19 protein-coding genes are annotated in these 16,802 nt (G+C 70.3%); 11 read left to right on the forward strand and 8 right to left on the reverse strand.

Translation table 11 applies throughout. From position 1 onward, the window contains the following. Positions 1-24 precede the first annotated feature (24 nt). Positions 25-375, reverse strand: coding sequence for a hypothetical protein (locus AB0447_RS27795; protein ID WP_366479557.1), 351 nt, complete (start codon positions 373-375; stop codon positions 25-27). 401 nt (positions 376-776) lie between these two features. On the opposite strand from AB0447_RS27795, the gene AB0447_RS27800 reads away from it, so the two are divergent. Together AB0447_RS27800 and AB0447_RS27805 are read left to right on the forward strand one after the other, a co-directional pair. Further along, on the forward strand, positions 777-1,964 hold the full coding sequence (locus AB0447_RS27800; RefSeq protein ID WP_366479558.1) for a hypothetical protein: 1,188 nt from the start codon (positions 777-779) through the stop codon (positions 1,962-1,964). 56 nt (positions 1,965-2,020) lie between these two features. Further along, positions 2,021-2,278, forward strand: a complete 258-nt coding sequence (locus AB0447_RS27805; RefSeq protein ID WP_366479559.1) for a hypothetical protein — start codon at positions 2,021-2,023, stop codon at positions 2,276-2,278. A gap of 156 nt (positions 2,279-2,434) precedes the next feature. On the opposite strand, the gene AB0447_RS27810 is transcribed toward AB0447_RS27805, so the two are convergent. From AB0447_RS27810 to AB0447_RS27820, 3 genes are all read right to left on the reverse strand, one after another. Then, positions 2,435-2,932, reverse strand: a complete 498-nt coding sequence (locus tag AB0447_RS27810) for a hypothetical protein (RefSeq protein ID WP_366479560.1) — start codon at positions 2,930-2,932, stop codon at positions 2,435-2,437. 153 nt (positions 2,933-3,085) lie between these two features. Then, positions 3,086-4,105 (reverse strand): Ku protein, encoded by a 1,020-nt coding sequence (locus AB0447_RS27815; RefSeq protein ID WP_366479561.1) that lies wholly within the window; start codon positions 4,103-4,105, stop codon positions 3,086-3,088. A 134-nt stretch (positions 4,106-4,239) separates the two neighbouring features. Beyond that, entirely contained in the window at positions 4,240-4,458 is a 219-nt protein-coding gene (locus AB0447_RS27820) for a hypothetical protein (protein WP_366479562.1), read from the reverse strand. A 186-nt stretch (positions 4,459-4,644) separates the two neighbouring features. Here AB0447_RS27820 and lexA point away from each other — a divergent pair, with 186 nt between their 5' ends. Further along, positions 4,645-5,334, forward strand: coding sequence for a transcriptional repressor LexA (gene lexA, locus AB0447_RS27825; protein WP_366479563.1), 690 nt, complete (start codon positions 4,645-4,647; stop codon positions 5,332-5,334). Between the two features lie 131 nt (positions 5,335-5,465). Then, positions 5,466-5,978, forward strand: coding sequence for a hypothetical protein (locus AB0447_RS27830; RefSeq protein WP_366479564.1), 513 nt, complete (start codon positions 5,466-5,468; stop codon positions 5,976-5,978). 67 nt (positions 5,979-6,045) lie between these two features. Here the strand turns inward: AB0447_RS27830 and AB0447_RS27835 are convergent, their stop codons facing one another. Next, positions 6,046-6,603 carry a hypothetical protein gene (locus AB0447_RS27835; protein WP_366479565.1) on the reverse strand — a complete coding sequence of 186 codons (558 nt, stop codon included), beginning with the start codon at positions 6,601-6,603 and terminating at the stop codon, positions 6,046-6,048. Positions 6,604-6,996: 393 nt separating this feature from the next. On the opposite strand from AB0447_RS27835, the gene AB0447_RS27840 reads away from it, so the two are divergent. Then, on the forward strand, positions 6,997-7,200 hold the full coding sequence (locus AB0447_RS27840) for a hypothetical protein (protein WP_366479566.1): 204 nt from the start codon (positions 6,997-6,999) through the stop codon (positions 7,198-7,200). A gap of 80 nt (positions 7,201-7,280) precedes the next feature. On the opposite strand, the gene AB0447_RS27845 is transcribed toward AB0447_RS27840, so the two are convergent. Next, complete coding sequence (locus AB0447_RS27845) at positions 7,281-7,724, reverse strand: hypothetical protein (RefSeq protein ID WP_366479567.1); 444 nt, start codon at positions 7,722-7,724, stop codon at positions 7,281-7,283. Positions 7,725-7,952: 228 nt separating this feature from the next. On the opposite strand from AB0447_RS27845, the gene AB0447_RS27850 reads away from it, so the two are divergent. The 6 genes from AB0447_RS27850 to AB0447_RS27875 all read left to right on the forward strand — a co-directional run bounded on the left by AB0447_RS27850 (position 7,953) and on the right by AB0447_RS27875 (position 14,639). After that, a complete protein-coding gene (locus tag AB0447_RS27850; protein ID WP_366479568.1) occupies positions 7,953-9,260 on the forward strand; it encodes a DNA polymerase III subunit beta in 1,308 nt (435 codons plus the stop codon). Between the two features lie 101 nt (positions 9,261-9,361). Continuing rightward, the gene (locus AB0447_RS27855; protein WP_366479569.1) at positions 9,362-10,000 is read left to right on the forward strand and encodes a hypothetical protein; all 639 of its coding nucleotides are present in this window, start codon (positions 9,362-9,364) and stop codon (positions 9,998-10,000) included. A gap of 429 nt (positions 10,001-10,429) precedes the next feature. Next, positions 10,430-11,839, forward strand: a complete 1,410-nt coding sequence (locus tag AB0447_RS27860; RefSeq protein ID WP_366479570.1) for a hypothetical protein — start codon at positions 10,430-10,432, stop codon at positions 11,837-11,839. A gap of 194 nt (positions 11,840-12,033) precedes the next feature. Further along, a complete protein-coding gene (locus AB0447_RS27865) occupies positions 12,034-12,360 on the forward strand; it encodes a hypothetical protein (RefSeq protein WP_366479571.1) in 327 nt (108 codons plus the stop codon). Between the two features lie 67 nt (positions 12,361-12,427). Next, a complete protein-coding gene (locus tag AB0447_RS27870; RefSeq protein ID WP_366479572.1) occupies positions 12,428-12,892 on the forward strand; it encodes a hypothetical protein in 465 nt (154 codons plus the stop codon). Positions 12,893-13,271: 379 nt separating this feature from the next. Continuing rightward, on the forward strand, positions 13,272-14,639 hold the full coding sequence (locus tag AB0447_RS27875; protein WP_366479573.1) for a hypothetical protein: 1,368 nt from the start codon (positions 13,272-13,274) through the stop codon (positions 14,637-14,639). A gap of 89 nt (positions 14,640-14,728) precedes the next feature. Here AB0447_RS27875 and AB0447_RS27880 read toward each other — a convergent pair whose 3' ends face one another. Then, complete coding sequence (locus AB0447_RS27880) at positions 14,729-15,040, reverse strand: hypothetical protein (protein ID WP_366479574.1); 312 nt, start codon at positions 15,038-15,040, stop codon at positions 14,729-14,731. 29 nt (positions 15,041-15,069) lie between these two features. Continuing rightward, positions 15,070-15,738 (reverse strand): hypothetical protein, encoded by a 669-nt coding sequence (locus AB0447_RS27885; protein ID WP_366479575.1) that lies wholly within the window; start codon positions 15,736-15,738, stop codon positions 15,070-15,072. Positions 15,739-16,802: the final 1,064 nt, after the last annotated feature.

A 16,802-nucleotide genomic window follows, 5' to 3' on the forward strand; every position in this document is an offset into this window, starting at 1 on the left:
GTCACTCGGCTGGGGGCCGACCCGTCATAAGGCGCTTCGGTCCGGGTACACCGATACGCGCTCCGCCGCATAAGTGCCGTCCGGCAGCACCGCGTCGGTCAGTTCGAACTGCTCCCGCTTCCCCGTGGGGCCGCTCCAGGTGATCCGGACGCCGGCGGGGCGGCTGCTGGGCCAGTGGACCGGCTGGCCGTCGGCGGCCCGGGCTCCGAGCAGCGTGTAGGTGCGGACCTGCCGCACGATCCCGGTGGCCGGAGTCGCTCCGGGGGCGGCCGGGGTCCGGCGCCGGCGGAGCCAGCCCCACGCTGCGGCCCCCGCCAGCAGCGTGAGGCCGCCCAGGGTCTCCGCGGTCCAGCCGGTGAGCACGTCGGTAAGCATGTCGGTGTCCTTCTCTGTGTGATGACGGGCGGAGCATGAAGGAGCCGCGCCGCTGACGTCGCGTCCTGGGCGGCACAGTGCGGGAGCGGGGCGTTAGCCCCGCAACCCCTGCCGGTCGAGGCCTTGTTGAGCCTCCCGCCGACAGGCGCGAGGCCGGTACCCCCTCAGGCACGCGAACCCTGCTAAAGCTGCTAAAGATCAATTGCGGGGTGCCGTATGGCCCCCTTGACGCCATTTGAGCGGGAGGACCGCGCGGTGACCAGGCGGAGGTAGGGGGGCTCTAAACGAGAGGTGCCACCACTACGTCATGGCGTTGACATCCGGCTGCCGTTCCACGGGCAGTCACCGGATGAGGTGACAGCCCGGTCAAGGCCGCGAGCGGCGCCGGTACCTTCCCTGGCATGTCCACTGACACCCCGAGCCCGGCGGATCAACTGCTGCTCGACCACGCACACCGGCACGGGTTCACCGTGACCGCGAAGATGTTGGAGGTCTGGAGGAGCCGTCGGCTGCTGCCGGGCAACATCTCCAGCGGAGGCCTGGGCCGCGGCAAGGGCAGCACCTCCAGGCCGGCGCCCGAGAGCTTCGACCTCGTCCTCGGCCTCGCCCGTCACGGCGGCCGGGGCAAGCGTCCCAACGACGTGGCCCTACTCCTGTTCGGCGAGGCTCTCCCGGTACCGGAGCAGACGGTACGGGCCGCCTTCACCGCGGCGGTGGACACCCTCACCGTCCCCGGCGACGACGAACCGGACACCGACCCGGAGCATCGGCTCGACGCCCTCGCCGACCACATTGCGGACGCCGGCCTGACCGTGACCCTGGTCCCCGCCCGGGCACGGCGGATCGACGAAGGCATCGCCCGCCTCGTCCGCGCCACCGGACACACCTGGCCCCCGGCCGAGCTCGCAGCCTTCGACGCGAACCCCGGCCCGTCAACTGCCACACCCAAGGACGCCGCGCTGGCCGCGGCCACTGCCGCCATCAACGGGACGATGTCCCTGGAGGACATCGGTGACCTGCTGCGCGCGATGAACCCCACCGCGGTGGCCAACCCGATCGCGTCCCTCGTTGAGACCACCCGCAAGGACGTTCCCGAGTTCGCCGACGCGGTCCTCACCGACGACAACCAGCTGGCGCTCGGCCCCGTGCGGGATGCCCGCGATCATCTGCGCGACCTTGCCGCCACGGCTCCGCTTCAGGACCTGGCGCGGGCCTGGAGGACCGCCGAGGGCGTACGGCAGTGGGCCCTGGACCTGTGCGGCCGCGTCGAGGAGGAACTCGCCGCCGAGCAGCTGGGTGAGGCGGCCGAGGAGTGGATGAACGGCCGCTACGCGATGGCCGGACTGGCCGTGCTCAGCACGCTGAAGGAGCCCGACTGGCCACCCACCCAGCACGCCCTCGACACCTTGGTGCTGGTCTACCAGCTCGGGGAGTACCGGCGACTCGACCGCCTCGTTCCCGGCTGCCAGTGGCACCTTCTCGCCACCGAGGGGCTGATGCCGCCGCCCACCCGCGAGCTTCTCCAGGACCTCATCAGCCGGAACGTGCCCAGTGCCGGGGCAGAGGTCGATGTCAGACCAGCCTCGTAGCGTCGATGGCGAGGGCCCGGACCGGACGGGGCCCCGGAGGACCGAAGGAGCGGGCCATGGGCGAGATCAGCATCGAGCGGCAGCACCTTGACCGGCTGCTGGCCGACAGCGCGAGCACGTACGGAGCCCCCTACCAGCGGGCCTTCGCCGAACTCGCCGAAGCGCGTCGCGGCCGGCCCGTCGCCGAGATCCTTCCGCTGCTGCGCCGCGCCGCCGACGAAGCGCTGCTCGGCTTCACGGACGCAGATCTGCGCGAGCAGGCCCAGGCCATCAGCACGGGCGAGCCGTACGTCTTGCGTGTGAAGGTGGCCTGACCCCAGGCCCGCATCCCAGGCTGGCCACGGGAACGCGTCCGCCCGCAGCTGTTGCGGTCGCCGGCCCGGCAGACTCGGCCGGCCCGCTGGGATCACGAGATCAGCTGGGACGGCCGTCTGCCGGGCCCGGGGCATGGACCGCCCGGCCGGCAGGCCTCAACGGGCCGAGCCGCGGAGGGAGGGGGAGGGCGCGAAGTGCAGCTTCTGGGGTCCCTTCCCGTCGCCCTTCCAGTCCAGGAACACGATCACGTCGGTGAAGAGGCGCTCACGGCTTGGCCAGTGCGAGGAATAGGATGCGGGAGTGAGGGACCCGTCCTTCGCCTTGTTCAGGCGCTGGGCCAGATCGGTGCGCCTCGTCACGGCCACACCGCCCCCCTCGATCATCGCGGTCACCTCGGCGTTCGTACCGGTGGTGTTGAAGATGGAGCCCGCGTTGCTGGAGGACTCGGGCAGGTCCCAGGAGATCGTCGCCCAGTGCCGGATGTTCGCCCCGGACTCGGTCACGCACGCCTTCACGGTGAAGTCCCAGTTGTCGGGCAAGGACACCTTGCAGCGCTCCACCGCGTACGCGGGGCCGCCCCCGGCAGTGGCAGCCGTGATGGTGGCCGCCACCAACACCGCCGAGAGCCGCACGGCGGGGAGTGTCCTGAGCATGGGTGCGCCTCCACGGGTCGAATGACCAGGACAACGAGGCGATACCGGGAAAGAAGCGTGCTGACGCGGGTGACGCGCGTGTAGAGCCGGTGACGGCGCCGCTCGCGGCCACCGGCTACCTGAGGCAGGAGTCCTCGAAGCGAATCCCGTCGGTCATTTCCTGCGGCCTGGGTGGGAGAGCGCCTGCGCGAGCTGGTCGTGGTTCATCGACGAGCGGCCCGGGATGCCGGCCGCGGCCGCCTTCTCGTACAGCTCCGCCTTCGTCAGCGCCATCAGCTCCCGGCCCTTGGCCGCCGAGCCGGAGCGCGCCCGCTTCTTCGCGGCCGGCATCTTCCTCCCGCCCGCCGCCCGGGAGCCGGGCGAGGTGGCCTTGTCGCCGGTGTCCTTGGGGCTTTTGGCCCGCTCGACGCTGGCGCGCAGGGCCTCCATGAGGTCGACGGCACCGGTCGGCTCCGCCGCCGGTTCGGCCTTCTCCACCGTCTCGCCGGCGGCCTTCGCCTTCACCAGGGCCTCGACCTTCTCGCGGAAGGAGTCGTGGAAGGCCTCCGGATCCCACTCCATGGACAGGGCGTCGATAAGCTGCATGGCCATCTTCACCTCAGCCGCCGTCGCCTGGACCTTCCCCGGCAGGTCGGGCACCTCGGCGTGCGGGTCGCGCAGTTCGTCGGCCCAGTGCAGCGTGTGGAGGGTCAACAGGCCCTCCGCCTCCTCAGCCTTCAGGGCGACCAGATACTCCCGCCCGCGCATAACGAAGGTGGCGATGCCGGCCTTGTTCGACTCGGCCAGGGCGCGCACCAGGAGGGCATAGACCTTCCCGTACTGGGCTCCCCGGGGCCCGAGGAAGTACGTCTTGTCGAAGAAGACCGGGTCGACGGTGTCCAGGTCGACGAAGCCGGCGACGTCGATCGACCGGGACCGGCCGGGGGCGATCTCGTCGAGCTCCTGCGGCTCGACGATCACGTACTCGCCCCCGGTGTCGAACCCCTTCACGATGTCCGCCAGGTCCACCTCGTCGCCGGTGCGCTCGTTCACGCGCCTGTTCCGGATCCGGTCCGCGGTCCCGCGCTGGAGCTGGTGGAAGCGGATCGTGTGGCTGTCGGTGGCCGTGTAGAGACCCACCGGCAGGCTGACGAGCCCGAACCCCAAGACCCCCGTCCACACCGGTCTGGCCATCGCCGCACCACCCTTCATGAGGTCCACCGGGGCGTCTTCCCACCCTGCGCGCCCATCACCCCCACCGGCAACGCCGGCCCGGCCCCCAAGCCGCCGACCCCTCCGGCGGGACAGGGAAGCCCTTACCGGGGTCGTCAGGGACCTTCCACCTCGCCGCGTTCCAGGGTCCAGGAGCGCACGGTGTGCTCGCCCTGGGGCCCGTCCTCGACCAGCTCGATGCGCACGTCGGCTCGGCTGCCGTAGCGGCCGATGAACCCCCGGAACTTCCTCTCGGCGGTCGCGTCGCTGTCCCAGGTGCCGGTGACGGCGGGGGAGGACGGCGGCCCGAAGCGCAGCCTGACGTGAAACGGCACATGCGGATCATGAGCGGTGCGCCTCCCCGCTGCAAGCCGCGCGGGACCGAGGACGGCCTCCGTCGTCCGATCCCCTCACCACCCGCTGCAACACTGGCACGCCCTGTTATCGAAAAGATGTTCCGTCCCGGGTGGTATGCGGGTTACTGTCCCTGCACGCAAGATCCCTTCAGGGGGGAGCACCACATGCACGTCATCGAATCCGAAGCCCGCCCTGGGCGCCCGCCCGGTGTCACCCGCCCGGGCCCGGACGGACTCACCACCCGCCAGGCCGCCATCGTCGCCTTCATCGAGCAGACCGTCGCCCGCAAGGGCTACCCGCCCTCGATGCGGGAGATCGGCGAAGGCGTCCACCTGCGCAGTACCTCCTCCGTCGCGCACCAGTTGATGGCTCTGGAGCGCAAAGGCTTCCTCTACCGGGACCCGCACCGTCCCCGCGCCTACCGCGTCCGCAGGGGCCGGCCCGCCGACCTCCCCGACACCCCGGCCGACATGGCGCCGGAGGCCGTCCAGGTCCCGCTCGTCGGCCGCATCGCGGCCGGCTCGCCGATCCTCGCCGAGGAGCTCGTCGAAGACGTCCTGCCGATGCCGCGGCACCTGGTCGGCGAAGGCCAGCTGTTCGCGTTGACGGTGGTCGGCGACAGCATGATCGAGGCCGCCATCTGCGACGGCGACATCGTCACCGTGAGGAAGGCCGACAGCGCGGACCACGGCGACATAGTCGCCGCCATGCTGGACGGCGAAGCCACCGTCAAGCGCCTGCGCCGCGAGAACGGCCGGGTCTGGCTCATGCCGCACAACCCTGCGCATCAGCCGATCCCCGGTGACGACGCCGTTATCCTCGGCAAGGTAGTCGCCGTCCTGCGCGCGCTCTGATCCAGAACTTGCCGCGCCGCCCAGGGGACGTCCCCCCTCGGCACGGCGTCCCCCTGTACGAGCCGGCAGAACGCCAGCACGTACCAGCCCAACGACGGGACCCCGACTTGACCCTGATGCCCGGAGCACGCGTGCCGGGACGGACCTGGACAGTCCGCCTCACCGGCCACCCCGATCACACCGTGTCCGTCACCTGCAGCACCGCCGCGTGCCGGATGCCGCCCCGCTCGAAGGACGCCGCGAGCATGCGCCGCTTCGCCGCCGAGCACATCAAGGCCCACGGACGCCTGGCCGTCGCCCGCCCCAACGCCGCCTGCAGCTGCGGCAGCACGCACTGCGCCCTCCACGAATCCCGCGTCCAGTGCGCCGGCACCAGCCTGCTGGTCCTCGTCCACAACCCGGCCGTCGGCCAGGTCTGGACACTGGCCGAGGTCTGCCAGACCTGCGCCCGGGACATCCCGCACATCACCATCCTGGCCACGGCCAAGCGCACCGCCCCCACCCCTGCGGCTCCTTCCGTGGAGCAGCTGGCGCAGCGCACCGCGGTACCGGGCGGGTTCTCCTCGCCGGAGGCCGCTCCCGACCCCTCACCGGGCCGGCGTCGGCCCCACCGTCCCCACCGTCCGAACCGGTCGCGGGGCTGAGACCGGCGCGGAGCCACCGCCGAGCCCTCGCAGAGTCGCCCGCTCGCCGCTGGAGGCACGGCCTGGGTCAGCGGCGGGTGACGCCGTAGCCGGTGTCGTTGAGGGCGGCCGTCCAGACCTCCCGGTTGAACCACTTCGTGACGTCGGGCTGCATGGCGGTGATGGTGTCCATTCGGGCCTGCCAGTCGGTGCCGGTGGGTCGTTTGTCCTGGCAGCCGGTGCAGCCGTCCTCGCCGTGGATGTGGCCGGCCATCCAGGCGTTGACTGCGACGTTGACGATGACGCTGTAGAGGTCGCCGCCGCTCTCCTCCAGGGCGTCGGGGACACCCCCGAGGATGAGCGCCAGCTCTGGGTTGTCGACTGGCGGCATCGGCGCGCGCCCCACCTGGCCGGGCGTGCTGCTGGTCTCGGCCGCCTGCCGCTGCTGGGCGATGCTGGCCGCGAGGCCGGCCGGGTCGAAGTACCGCCAGGCGGAGCGCTCCTGGATCCCAAGCCGCTCGGCGACGGTGCGGATGTTCCGCTCGATGGTGTCGGCGACCGTACCCGGGCGGACCGTCACCCCGCGGTGGGCCAGCTGAGCCAGCGTCTCCGCCACCGCTTCCTTGAAGGCTTTGGTGTTCCTCATGAACACCATCCTTCAGCAAGAGGGCAAGATCCACTGCCCCCGGTCAGTTCTCGTATCGGAGCCGCAGAGGCCGAGTTGAGGCCGCTGTGACCGTCTCGCTGGTTCAGCCGTCACCGGGTCGGCGGTCGCCGGACGGGCGCCCCCGGCCCGACCCGGCGACCTTTTGCACAACCGTGATCCGGAGCGAGATGCGGGCCGCCGACGAGGAACGGTGCTCCGACAGGCGACTTCCGCGCTGCACGGCTGCCAAGCGGAGACGATCGTGAGGGAAAGGCCCGCCAGAAAACGCGGAGTCAGCTTCTCAACGTTGTACTCAGTCGTTTGACCAGCGCATTAGTGCCCGGCAGGCTCATGGGTATCCCCCTCCGCCCCACTCTGTGAGGAGACCTTCCCATGCCCAGGAAGACCGCGTACACGCTCGTTGTGGAACTCGAACGGCAGGAGGGTGCCCCGGTCCCGGTTGCCGAGCTGCTGCACGCGCTCCAGGACGAGCTGGACGGCTTCGAGCTCTATGTGGACACCGACAAGGGCGATGCGCACTTCCACCTCACCGTGGCCGGCGTGCTCACCGCAGAAGACCCGGACAAGCGCGTCTAGCGACTCCGGCCCGCCCGCACCGGTCGGCTCTCTCAGATGGCGGCTGGCCGCGCAGCACCGGCCCGGCGGGCAGGGCCGACTCAGGGGCCGGCGACCACGGACCGGATCCGGTCCAGGTGATGCATGGTTCCCTCCCGGCCGTACACGGCCACGCAGCGGGCGACGGCAGACAGGGCGAAGACGGTGGCCATCTGTGCGTCGTCGAGAGCGAGGCGCGGTGCTGCACCGTCGCCGGCGAGGGCCAGTACCGCCTCGGCGACAGCCGTCTCCATGGGCACGCTCTCCAGCCATTCGATGCCCGCTGGCCCCATCACCGCGCGGCGGTACGGGGAGAAGTCGGGGTCGGCGAGGACGGCTTCGGTCAGCAGCCCCGAGGCCTGCTGGCGCATGTAGGCGGCCGTGGTCGGGCACGCGGCGCCCGCCCCCGAGGCGGCCGCGATGGCTTCCGGGTCCGCGGCGAGGTACCCGCGCATCAGGTCCAGGGCGGCCGTTTCGCCGGTGATCTGCTCCGTGCTGGTGGTCATACCCGTCCAACGACGCAACGGCGCCGTGGGCGCGGCCACAAGGCCGCAGGCTCCTGCGTGCCCCGGGACGGACCGCGCCGCCCAGCTCCCTGATTCCGTTGAAGATTGGGCCGGTTGGAGCGTCTGACCAGCCCTGATTGTGAGTGATGCATGGTATAGTTTTCTTGTTGGTCGGCGGTGGCAGTCGGCCAACAAGCCGAATCCACATCTCACTCTCCAGGGAGAGCCATGACCACGTCCGAAACGCAGGTCGCTACCCCCACCGCAGCAAAGAAGGAGGAAAAGGAGCCCGTAAAGCAGACCGCGAACTTCGCGGGAATCCACGCGGAGATCATCGACGCTCTGAATTTCGCTGAATTCGGAATTGCCCCGAAGGCGCAGCCGCCCGCTCAGCGCGGTGTGCTGATCGAGACCGGCGGCAACCGCATCGTCTTCAGCGCCTACGACTTCGACACCGCGGTGTCGGTCATGGTTCCGGCCGCCACGCCCGCCGGGAAGGGCTCCTCGCTCCTCGACTTCCCGGAGCTGAAGAAGACGCTCGCGGCCATGGTCGCCGGGGAGACCAAGGCCGTCGCGGCCCAGACCCGCGTCTCGCTCGCCGGAGACCTGCTGGCCACCGAGCACCTCACGGTGCCCATCACAACGCACGACATCAACGCGTACACCCAGCCGCTGGAGGCCGTGCCCGCCATGGCCACCATGGACGCGCAGGCCTTCCTCGCCCAGCTCAACCGCGTACTGCCCGCGGCGGGCACCGACGACACACTGCCCGTACTCACCGGCATCCAGGTCACGCTGGACGGCGAGACGCTCACCATGGCAGCCACGGACCGCTACCGCTTCGCCGTCGCGGAAGTCCCGGTCACCCCCACCGTGCAGCCGCCGGAGAAGCCTCTGGCCGCGCTCATCCCGGCCGCCACCCTCTCCGCCCTGGCCAAGCGACTGAAGAGCCACGACGGGCCCGTGGGCATCGGCATCCTCGAAGACGACCACGCCGAAGAGGAACCCGTGGCCACGTGGACCACTCCCCGCGCCACGCTGTCGCTGGGCACCATCACCATCACGATGCGCTCACTGGACGGCAGCCTCCCCAAGTACAGGAAGTTGTTCCCCGAGACGTGCGAGACGTCGGTCCGGCTCGACCGCGCTACGACCGTCCGGGCCGTCAAGAAGTGCCAGGCCGTCCTGACCGCCAAGGGACTCAAGAACGTACCCGTCATGTTCGCCTGGGACACCGACGGCAACCTCACGCTCGCCCCCCGTATGGACACGGCCGAAGGCGAGGCCCGCACCAAGGGCATGTCCATCCCGACGACCATCACCCACGGCACCGGCGAAGGCCTGCGCGGCGGCCTCGCCGCCTTCAACCCGAGCTTCCTGCTGGACGCGCTCGGCACGTTCACCGGCGACACCATCACCCTGCACCTGGGCGAGATGAAGAACGGGCAGATCAGCAAGCCGGGACTCCTCACCGAGGGCCCCGAAATGGCAGGGCAGGGCTACAAGCACCTGGTGATGCACGTCCGCCTCTCCTGACCGAACAACCACCCGCGGGGGTGAGACGTGCCGCCCCACCCCCGCCCCCGGCGGGGAGTGGCACCCCGCCGGCCCGAACACACACCCACAGGAGGCACCCCATGGCCTTGATGCTCGACTGGCGAGGAACCCCGATAACGCACCGCGCCCACGTCCTCTTCCCCCGGAAGTGGGGCCGCAGCGCCCACTCGACCGAGATGGTGGAAGGCGTCGTCCAGGGCTTCAGCCCCACCGGACGGATCACCGTCGATGTCCTTCGAAACTCCCGTCCGCGCGAGACGGGAGGAACTGGCCGCGCCCGCTACGCGGTGCCGGCCCACAGCGTGACGGTCGTGCCCGCTCCGGCCGGCCTGCGCGCCGGAGACCCGGGTGACGCCGGACCGAGCCCAACCCCCCAGGCGCCCGCCCCAGCCGCGCCCCTTGAGTTCTTGACGGTCGACGGGACGCAGTACGGGCCCTACCCCGGACAGCCAACAACAGCGACGCGATCCCCGTACTGCACCTACCTGTTCACCGGCGAGACCGCGCAGCGCATCGTCGAAGACCTGCACCGGGACAACTGCGGTCTCACCGCGGCGTTCGAGTACGACGGCACGCTCACGTTCACCTGGGACGCGACCTACCAGGACGAGCCCGGCACCGAGCGCGTCACCCCGGACGCCCAGGGCCGCTACGCGATCGGCGGACTCTGGCCCTGGGACACCTGGCCCGAGACCGGCGGGGCGACGCCCCAGCCCTGACGCTCCACCCGACGCGGCCCAGGCCCCTGCCCGCGGAAGGACCCGTCTCGGTCCGCCACGGGCAGAGCCCGGACCGGGCCGCGTCCAGCACGCGCCGGCAGCCTGCGGGCGGCCGGGACGGCGCCCAGTCCGCGACGGCCGACGCGCTTCCTTCGTCCGCCGTACGGGCGGACAAGGGCCGGGCCTGCGGTCGGGCCGGCCGCCAGGGCGGCTCCGGCTCGGCCCGTGCCGCGACCGAGCCTCCGCTCACCGGCCTGCCCGACCGGCCCCGGCCTTCACCCGCAGGAGTGAATTCACCCCTCGCGTACGCGGGCGGGGATCTGGCGGTGCGCCCCCAACTGCCGTTCAAACATGGGTTATTGACAACAAATGGGATCTTTCGCAATCTTTCGGGCGTGGCTCCAGACGGGGCCCGGAGAGGAGTTCGTGATGGGCAAGCAGCGGGAGTTCTACGACGAGCAGGCGGCGGCCGGGAGGCTTGGAGTCCCGGTGGCCGCCTGGCGGTGGGCGGCAGGGTCCGGACTGGTCCCGCCGGCGGACGCGGGGCCGGGGCAGTGGTCTCGGTCCGCGGTCGACGCGGTTGACGCGGAAGGCGTCCGCGCCGCCCTGCGCGGGCCGATGGCCGCGGGGCAGGCGGCGGACCGGCTGACCGAGGCCCTGGGCGAGCCGCTGCCGAGGTGTCGCCTGCGGGTGACGGCTGCAGCGGTCGGCCACCTGGTGAAGGCCGGCCTGCTGGTCTGGCTCGGCGGGGAAGCGGCGTGCCCCGACGTCCACCCGGACCAGGTGGCCGCCCTCGCCCGTCGCCGGGACCTGCCGGCGCTGCTCGACCGCCACGTCCCCCTGGGCCCGGACCAGGCCGCGGTCCGCCTGGGCGTGCGCAGGGTCGACTACGACCAGGTCGTCCGGCTCGGATGGATCTCCCCGGCGGGCTCCGTGATGATCGACTACAAGTCCCACGGCGGCTGGACCAAGATCCCCCTGTACTCGGGGGTCGATCTCGCCCTGCTCCCGGTCCTGCGGCCCGGAGTGGACTGGGAAGCGCTGCGCACCGTGCCCGCCGGCCGCCGCTCGCCGCTCGCGGGCCTCGCACCGGTCGCACCCGGGCGGGACGTGGTGCTGCTGGCGGAGGTGGCGAGGATCGCCCGAGTCGGCCGCGCCGCGGTGGTGAACTGGCGCCGGCGACACTCCGACTTCCCGGCCCCGGTCGGCGGGACGGACATCCACCCGGAATTCCACCGCAGCGCGGTGGCCGCCTGGCTCCTCGACCACGACAAGATCGAGATCCCTTCGCAGATCCCGCCGGCCATGCTGCTCCTCGACGGCGCCGAAGGCGCGACCAGGCTGAGGCTCGACGGCCCGCTGCTGCGCCTGGCGGACGACGCCGAGGACGAGGACCAGCTGGCGGGCTGGACCACCGAGGACGACGCCGACACGCTGGCCAAGCTCACGGCCGGGGAGTTCGGAGCGTCGCTGCGCAAACTGACCGTGCCGGGAGCGGCCCCGCTGGCGGTGCCCGGCGAGGTGCGGCTGATCGACCGGTTCAGGACCGGATCGGGGGGACTGAAGGTGACCCTGGCGTGGCCGGCCGCCCTCCGGGGCGCCGCCTCAGACAGGCAGGCGGGCGGAGTGGTGCGCCACGGCCTCGCGTACGCGGGGCCGGGAGAGGCCTGCGTGTGTAAGCGCCACGCCTGTGGCGGCGTTGTCCCTGTCTCCTGGTGCGCAGAGCACGGGGCGTCGGCCGAGCCGGTCCTCGAATGGCATCCGGGCGGTGGAATCCGGTGCGCACACCTGGCCCGCAACCGGAGCGCTGCCGCCGCAAGCGCCCCGTCCGGGGTCTGATCAGGCTGTGGCCGGGCCGGGCTCTTGCCCGGGCCCGGCCCCGGGCAGTGGATCCGGCGGGTGCGGACACCAGCGACTCCTGTCAGCAAGGGAGTGCAAACCAAGCCTGCCAAGTGACGTATATATGGTATAGTTATTTCAATGGTTGGTGGTGGCAGCCAACCAGACCGAAGACACGATCGAGAGGATCTCCGATGACCATTGCGACGACGGATCGGTACGACCCCGCACCCGGCAGCGAATACCCGTTCTCCATCTCGGACATCGCACGCCAGGCGGTGAAAATCCTCGGCGACGGCTGGCACGCCGAGTCCGGCTACTGGGGTGTCGTCGGCGAGATCACCGCCCCCGACGGCGCCCGGTTCGTCGTGGGCGTGGACCACGAGGGAGACCTCTACGTCCACGCGCTCAAGAACACCGACCCGACCTTCCTCCTGGACTACTTCGACTGCATCAGCGCCTTTGACGGCCTGGAGGAGGTCACCAAGCGCGTCGTGGCCGTGATCCTCGACATCGCCTGACCGCGTCCCTCTGTCCGGCCCCGGGCGCCATGGCTTACCCGGGACCCCGCCCTTTGAAGGAGCTTTCATGCGATTCCTGATCACGGACGACTGCGGAACCGTCCTCGCCACTGTCGAAGCGCCCCCGGAAGGGGCGGTGTCCGTCGCCATCGAGCGGGAGGACGAACCCGACCTGCTCTTCGCATCAGCGGACCTGTACGGGGACGGCAGCGTCCATGTAGGACACTGGCCCGACGGGGTGCAGTGGGAGGTGCTGCTGCGCTCGACTGGCACACCGAACCCGTACGGCTCCGGGGAGCGCCGCGCCCGACCGGCCCCGCCAGCGGGACAGGTGACTGCGCACGAGATCTCCGAACTCCTCGACTCCCTTCCCCTGGACGAAGACGTGCTTGACGTGGCCGTGCACGAGGCGTTCGCGGAGCAGGCCAGCGAGGTCAACAACCAGGGCCGTGCCGCTCAGGTCGAGTACCTGGCAGGCCGGTGCGCCGACGTGCACGTTCTGCGAGACCTGCTCCTCGACTGCACCGCGTGACACTCCAGCGCCCACGCTGCTCAACTGGCGTTGATGCCCTCCGGCTGTACCCGAAGCCTCGACGTCGCGGCCGGGACGGCGAGGGTGCAGGCCCTGACGGGGTGCTCAGGGGCACTGGTCACCTGGAGTGCTGCGGCCGGGTCAGGCCGGCCCGCGTGGTGCTGCGAGCCATTACAGACGGGGTCGCCACCTTTCCTGTGCGCCGAAGCCGACGGCGGCCGCCAGCGAGCGGACAGGCCGCGGACGGCGAAACTCCGGGACCGTCGGGTGAGCGGGCCACTACGATCCGCAGATGCACGCGACTGGTCCACCCGGCTGGCGAGCTGGCCTGTCGGTGTGGTCCCGCATGCTTGGAGTTCACCTGGCACGAAGGACAACCATGACCCTGGACTTCAACGCGGACGAACCGGTAGTCGGGCTGGCGCGGCAGCGAGAGCTGATCCGCGCCGTCTTGAACGCCAGCAGCGCGGACGAGACGCGCTGGCTGGAGTGGAAGTCCCAGCACGACGTGTTGAAGGCGGCGGGAGCCTTCGCTGTGTCAAAAGCGATCCTCGGCTTCGCCAACCGGATGCCCGATGTGGCGGAGCAGTGGGCTGGGGGCCACGCCTACCTCTTGGTAGGGGTAGATGAAGACGCGATCCACGGGGTTCCGACGCATGATGTCGAGAAGGTCGACGGCTGGCTGAGGCGCTACCTGGGCGAGTTCAGCCGCTACCAGTTCACGTACGTCCCCATGGACACCGATGAAGGCAAGCGCCACGTCATGCTCGTCGACGTCTCTCCTCCCCGGTGGGGCGACCTTATCCACCCCCTGCACAAGGAATACGAGAGCTACCGCCCGGGCACCGTCTTCCACCGGTACGCCGGCAAGACCGAACCTGCTCGCCCAGCGGAGATCTACGCCCTCACAGAGCGCGCCCGCCGAGCAACGAAGCGCGTGAACGTCGACGTCACCATGACCACCGGCACTGTCGCCGTGCTGGCCCCGACCGAGGACGTCCGCCGAACGATCACCGACTCCCTCCGCGAGGTGATGATGCGACAGGTGGACGCCGCAGAGGAGAAGAAGAAGGCCGCAGCTTCCGACCCGTTCAGGGCCTTCGGGTCACTCCAAGTCCTGTGGCCTGACTCCCGCTCTCCGGAAGAATTCCGACAGGAGGTGGACGAGTACCTGAGCGACTTCGATCTCGCGATGCAGCATGCTCTGGCGCAGGCGGTGAGCGCCGCCGGCACGCCTGTGACCCTCACGTTGACCAACCCCGGCGAAGACAACCTCACGAAGGTCCAGGTGGTGCTGAGCCTCCCCGGCACCGTCATGGCCCACGTCACGGACGACGCCGAGGAAGAGATCGACTGGCCTCTTCAGCCGGCCAAGTACGGGGAGGGCATCATCCCCGGACTCGGCATCCACCAAGGGGTGCTCGGGGTCCAGCCCCCGGCCTACCATCTGCCCTCCCTGCACTCCCCAGACATCGAGCAGCAGGACGGCCGCACCCTCATACGCTTTGCCCCGGTAGACCTGCGCCCCCACGAGACCGTGACCCTCGACGCGATCACGGTTTACAGCAGTCAGGAAGCCGACTCCTTCCCTGCAGAGTGGCGAGCGACTGCGACCAACGTCAGCAGCAACGTGCAACGGTCCCTGTCGATCCCCGCTCAGCGCCTGGAACTCGACCTGCGGGCCTTGCTTCGTCCCATGTTCGGACTCAGCGACGACGCAAAACACGAAAAGGGCGGGGACGATTAAGAACGACGAGAGGGTCCCGCGCTGGGAATGTCTCCAGCGCGGAGTCCCAGACTGACCTGGCATCACTCTCGCGCCAGGGCGTTCCGCCGTCAGCCGTCCTCGCCCGGCGGTTCGGCGTGCAGGCAGTACGTGCACCGGGACTCCTCATCGGTGCGGCCCATGCACCGTCGGCAGGTGCCGCGTTCCCGGACCGGGCCGCGGCCGTCCGCGCACCCCGGGCACGTCATCACCGGCTGCTGGAAGCCGAAGCTGAGCACCCAGCCGTCGCCCTCAGCCGCCTTGCGCGCCAGCTGGGAGACGTCGTCCGCGGTGCGCTCGTCCCCGTCGTTGCCGGTCTCCACCGCCAGAAAGACGGCAAGACAGCCGTCCGTGTCGCAGACAACGGCTACTCCTGTAGGCATGCGAACTCTTCCTTGACCATCCGGTGCCGTCAGCGGTTGTTGCGGTACGCGATGATGCCGCCGGCGACCAGGCCGCGGCCCCGGGCCGTACGGAACTCCTCCAGCCGCTTGGCGTCGGTGTACTGCTCCGGGGTGCTGCCCGGCGGGGTCCGCACGCCGAGCTGCGGGCCGTAGAAGCACACGACGTACCCGTGGTGCAGGGCGGCGGAGTACCAGTCGGGCGAGGCCGGGACGGCGATGCGGGAGTAGACGCCGCCGTCGGGGGAGCGCAGCTCGATGCGGTCGTCGGCCAGCCGGTGCAGGGCCCAGCCGGGGATGGTCCGCAGATCGGCGATGCCGCGGGGGAAGCGCCGCATCCCGGACGCGATGGCGCCCTCCACCTGGATCTCGTTCGGGTTGCCGCCCGGGAGACGGGACATCATCGCGCGTTCGGGCTCGAAGAGGGCCACCGGCAGCGGGTCCTCGCCGTCGGTGGTCTGCACGGTGCCGGTGTCCGGGTCGATGCCGGTGGCGACCTGTCCCAAGCCGAGCGAGGGAGAGTTCATGTAGAGCAGCCGGCCGTGGTCGTCGACGTTGTTACTCAGCTGCTCCCCGGCTGCCAGGATCTCCGCCTGGCTGACGGCCCGGTCGTCGATGTGGAAGCGCTGGCGTGGCTGTTGCTGGCTGCCTCGCTGCTTCTTGGGCTTGAACCGTCCCATCGAGGTACCCCCCTTGGTGTGGTGATCAGCCAAGCCTCAGCCAGGCACGTGAGGCGCACAAGACCGCCTCACACCAACCCAACGGCTAATCGGGCTGGCCGAGGAAGCGAGGGCGCGGGGGCTGCCGGTCTACTGGGGGTAGCCGGGCCCGCCGGCGGTCTGGAAGTGGCCGGGTGGTGGGGTGTTTTGACGGTGTGTGGGGAGGCCCGAAAGGGCCTCTTCCTCTTTTCCGGGGTGGCTCTGTATTCGTTTTCCGGGCGGGTGGATTCTCTCCACGCATTCTCTGACGTGTCATCAGATTCAGCGCCCGTGACGGTCCGTTCGTGACGTTGTCCTGTGATATCGGACCGGCACCCCCCGAACGGCCTGAGGGAATTCAAGGCACCTCCGTATTCGGCCGTAAGGCCGCCCCAGGAATTCACCCGCGCACCCGCACCTAAACCCGGTCGCCCGTGAGGGTGACCGCCCCTGACGCGGCGCCCGGAAGGGCGCTGAAACCCCCTCAGGAAACCCGGCCCGCACCCCCGCCCCGAACCCTCCCACCCCACACCCCCACCCCACCCCCGGACACCCGCACACACCCCCTCCCACCCCCACAGGCCCCGACAGGGGCCCACACCCCCCACCCAGACCCCCGTCAACCCCCCAACCAGCCACCACACATGACACCAACCCCCAGACCCTAGCCACACCCCCACAACAAAACACCCCCACCCCCAAGGCTCCGAAGGAGCCCACACCACCCACCACCCCACCCGCCGACAGGCGGGCCCCCACCCCACAACCAACACCCCATCAAATCCCGCAACGCGGGATCAAAAGAAAGCCTGAAAGGCTTTCAAAAACCCCCAACCAAGAATTGCCGAAAGGCAATTCAAACCCGCCCAACAAAACCCCCGAAGGGGGTTTTACCCGCACCACTCCGAATTCTCCGAAGGGGAATTCCCTGCGACATTCCCCCGAAGGGGGAATGCTTTTGGAATTCCGAAAGGAATTCCCTGAAAGGCCGTCAGGCCTCCGCCCCCAGCATCAGGGAGACCGTGGCCGTGTCCAGGTCCACGCTG

Source organism: Streptomyces sp. NPDC051211 (assembly GCF_040689505.1).
In the GTDB taxonomy this organism is placed as follows: domain Bacteria; phylum Actinomycetota; class Actinomycetes; order Streptomycetales; family Streptomycetaceae; genus Streptomyces.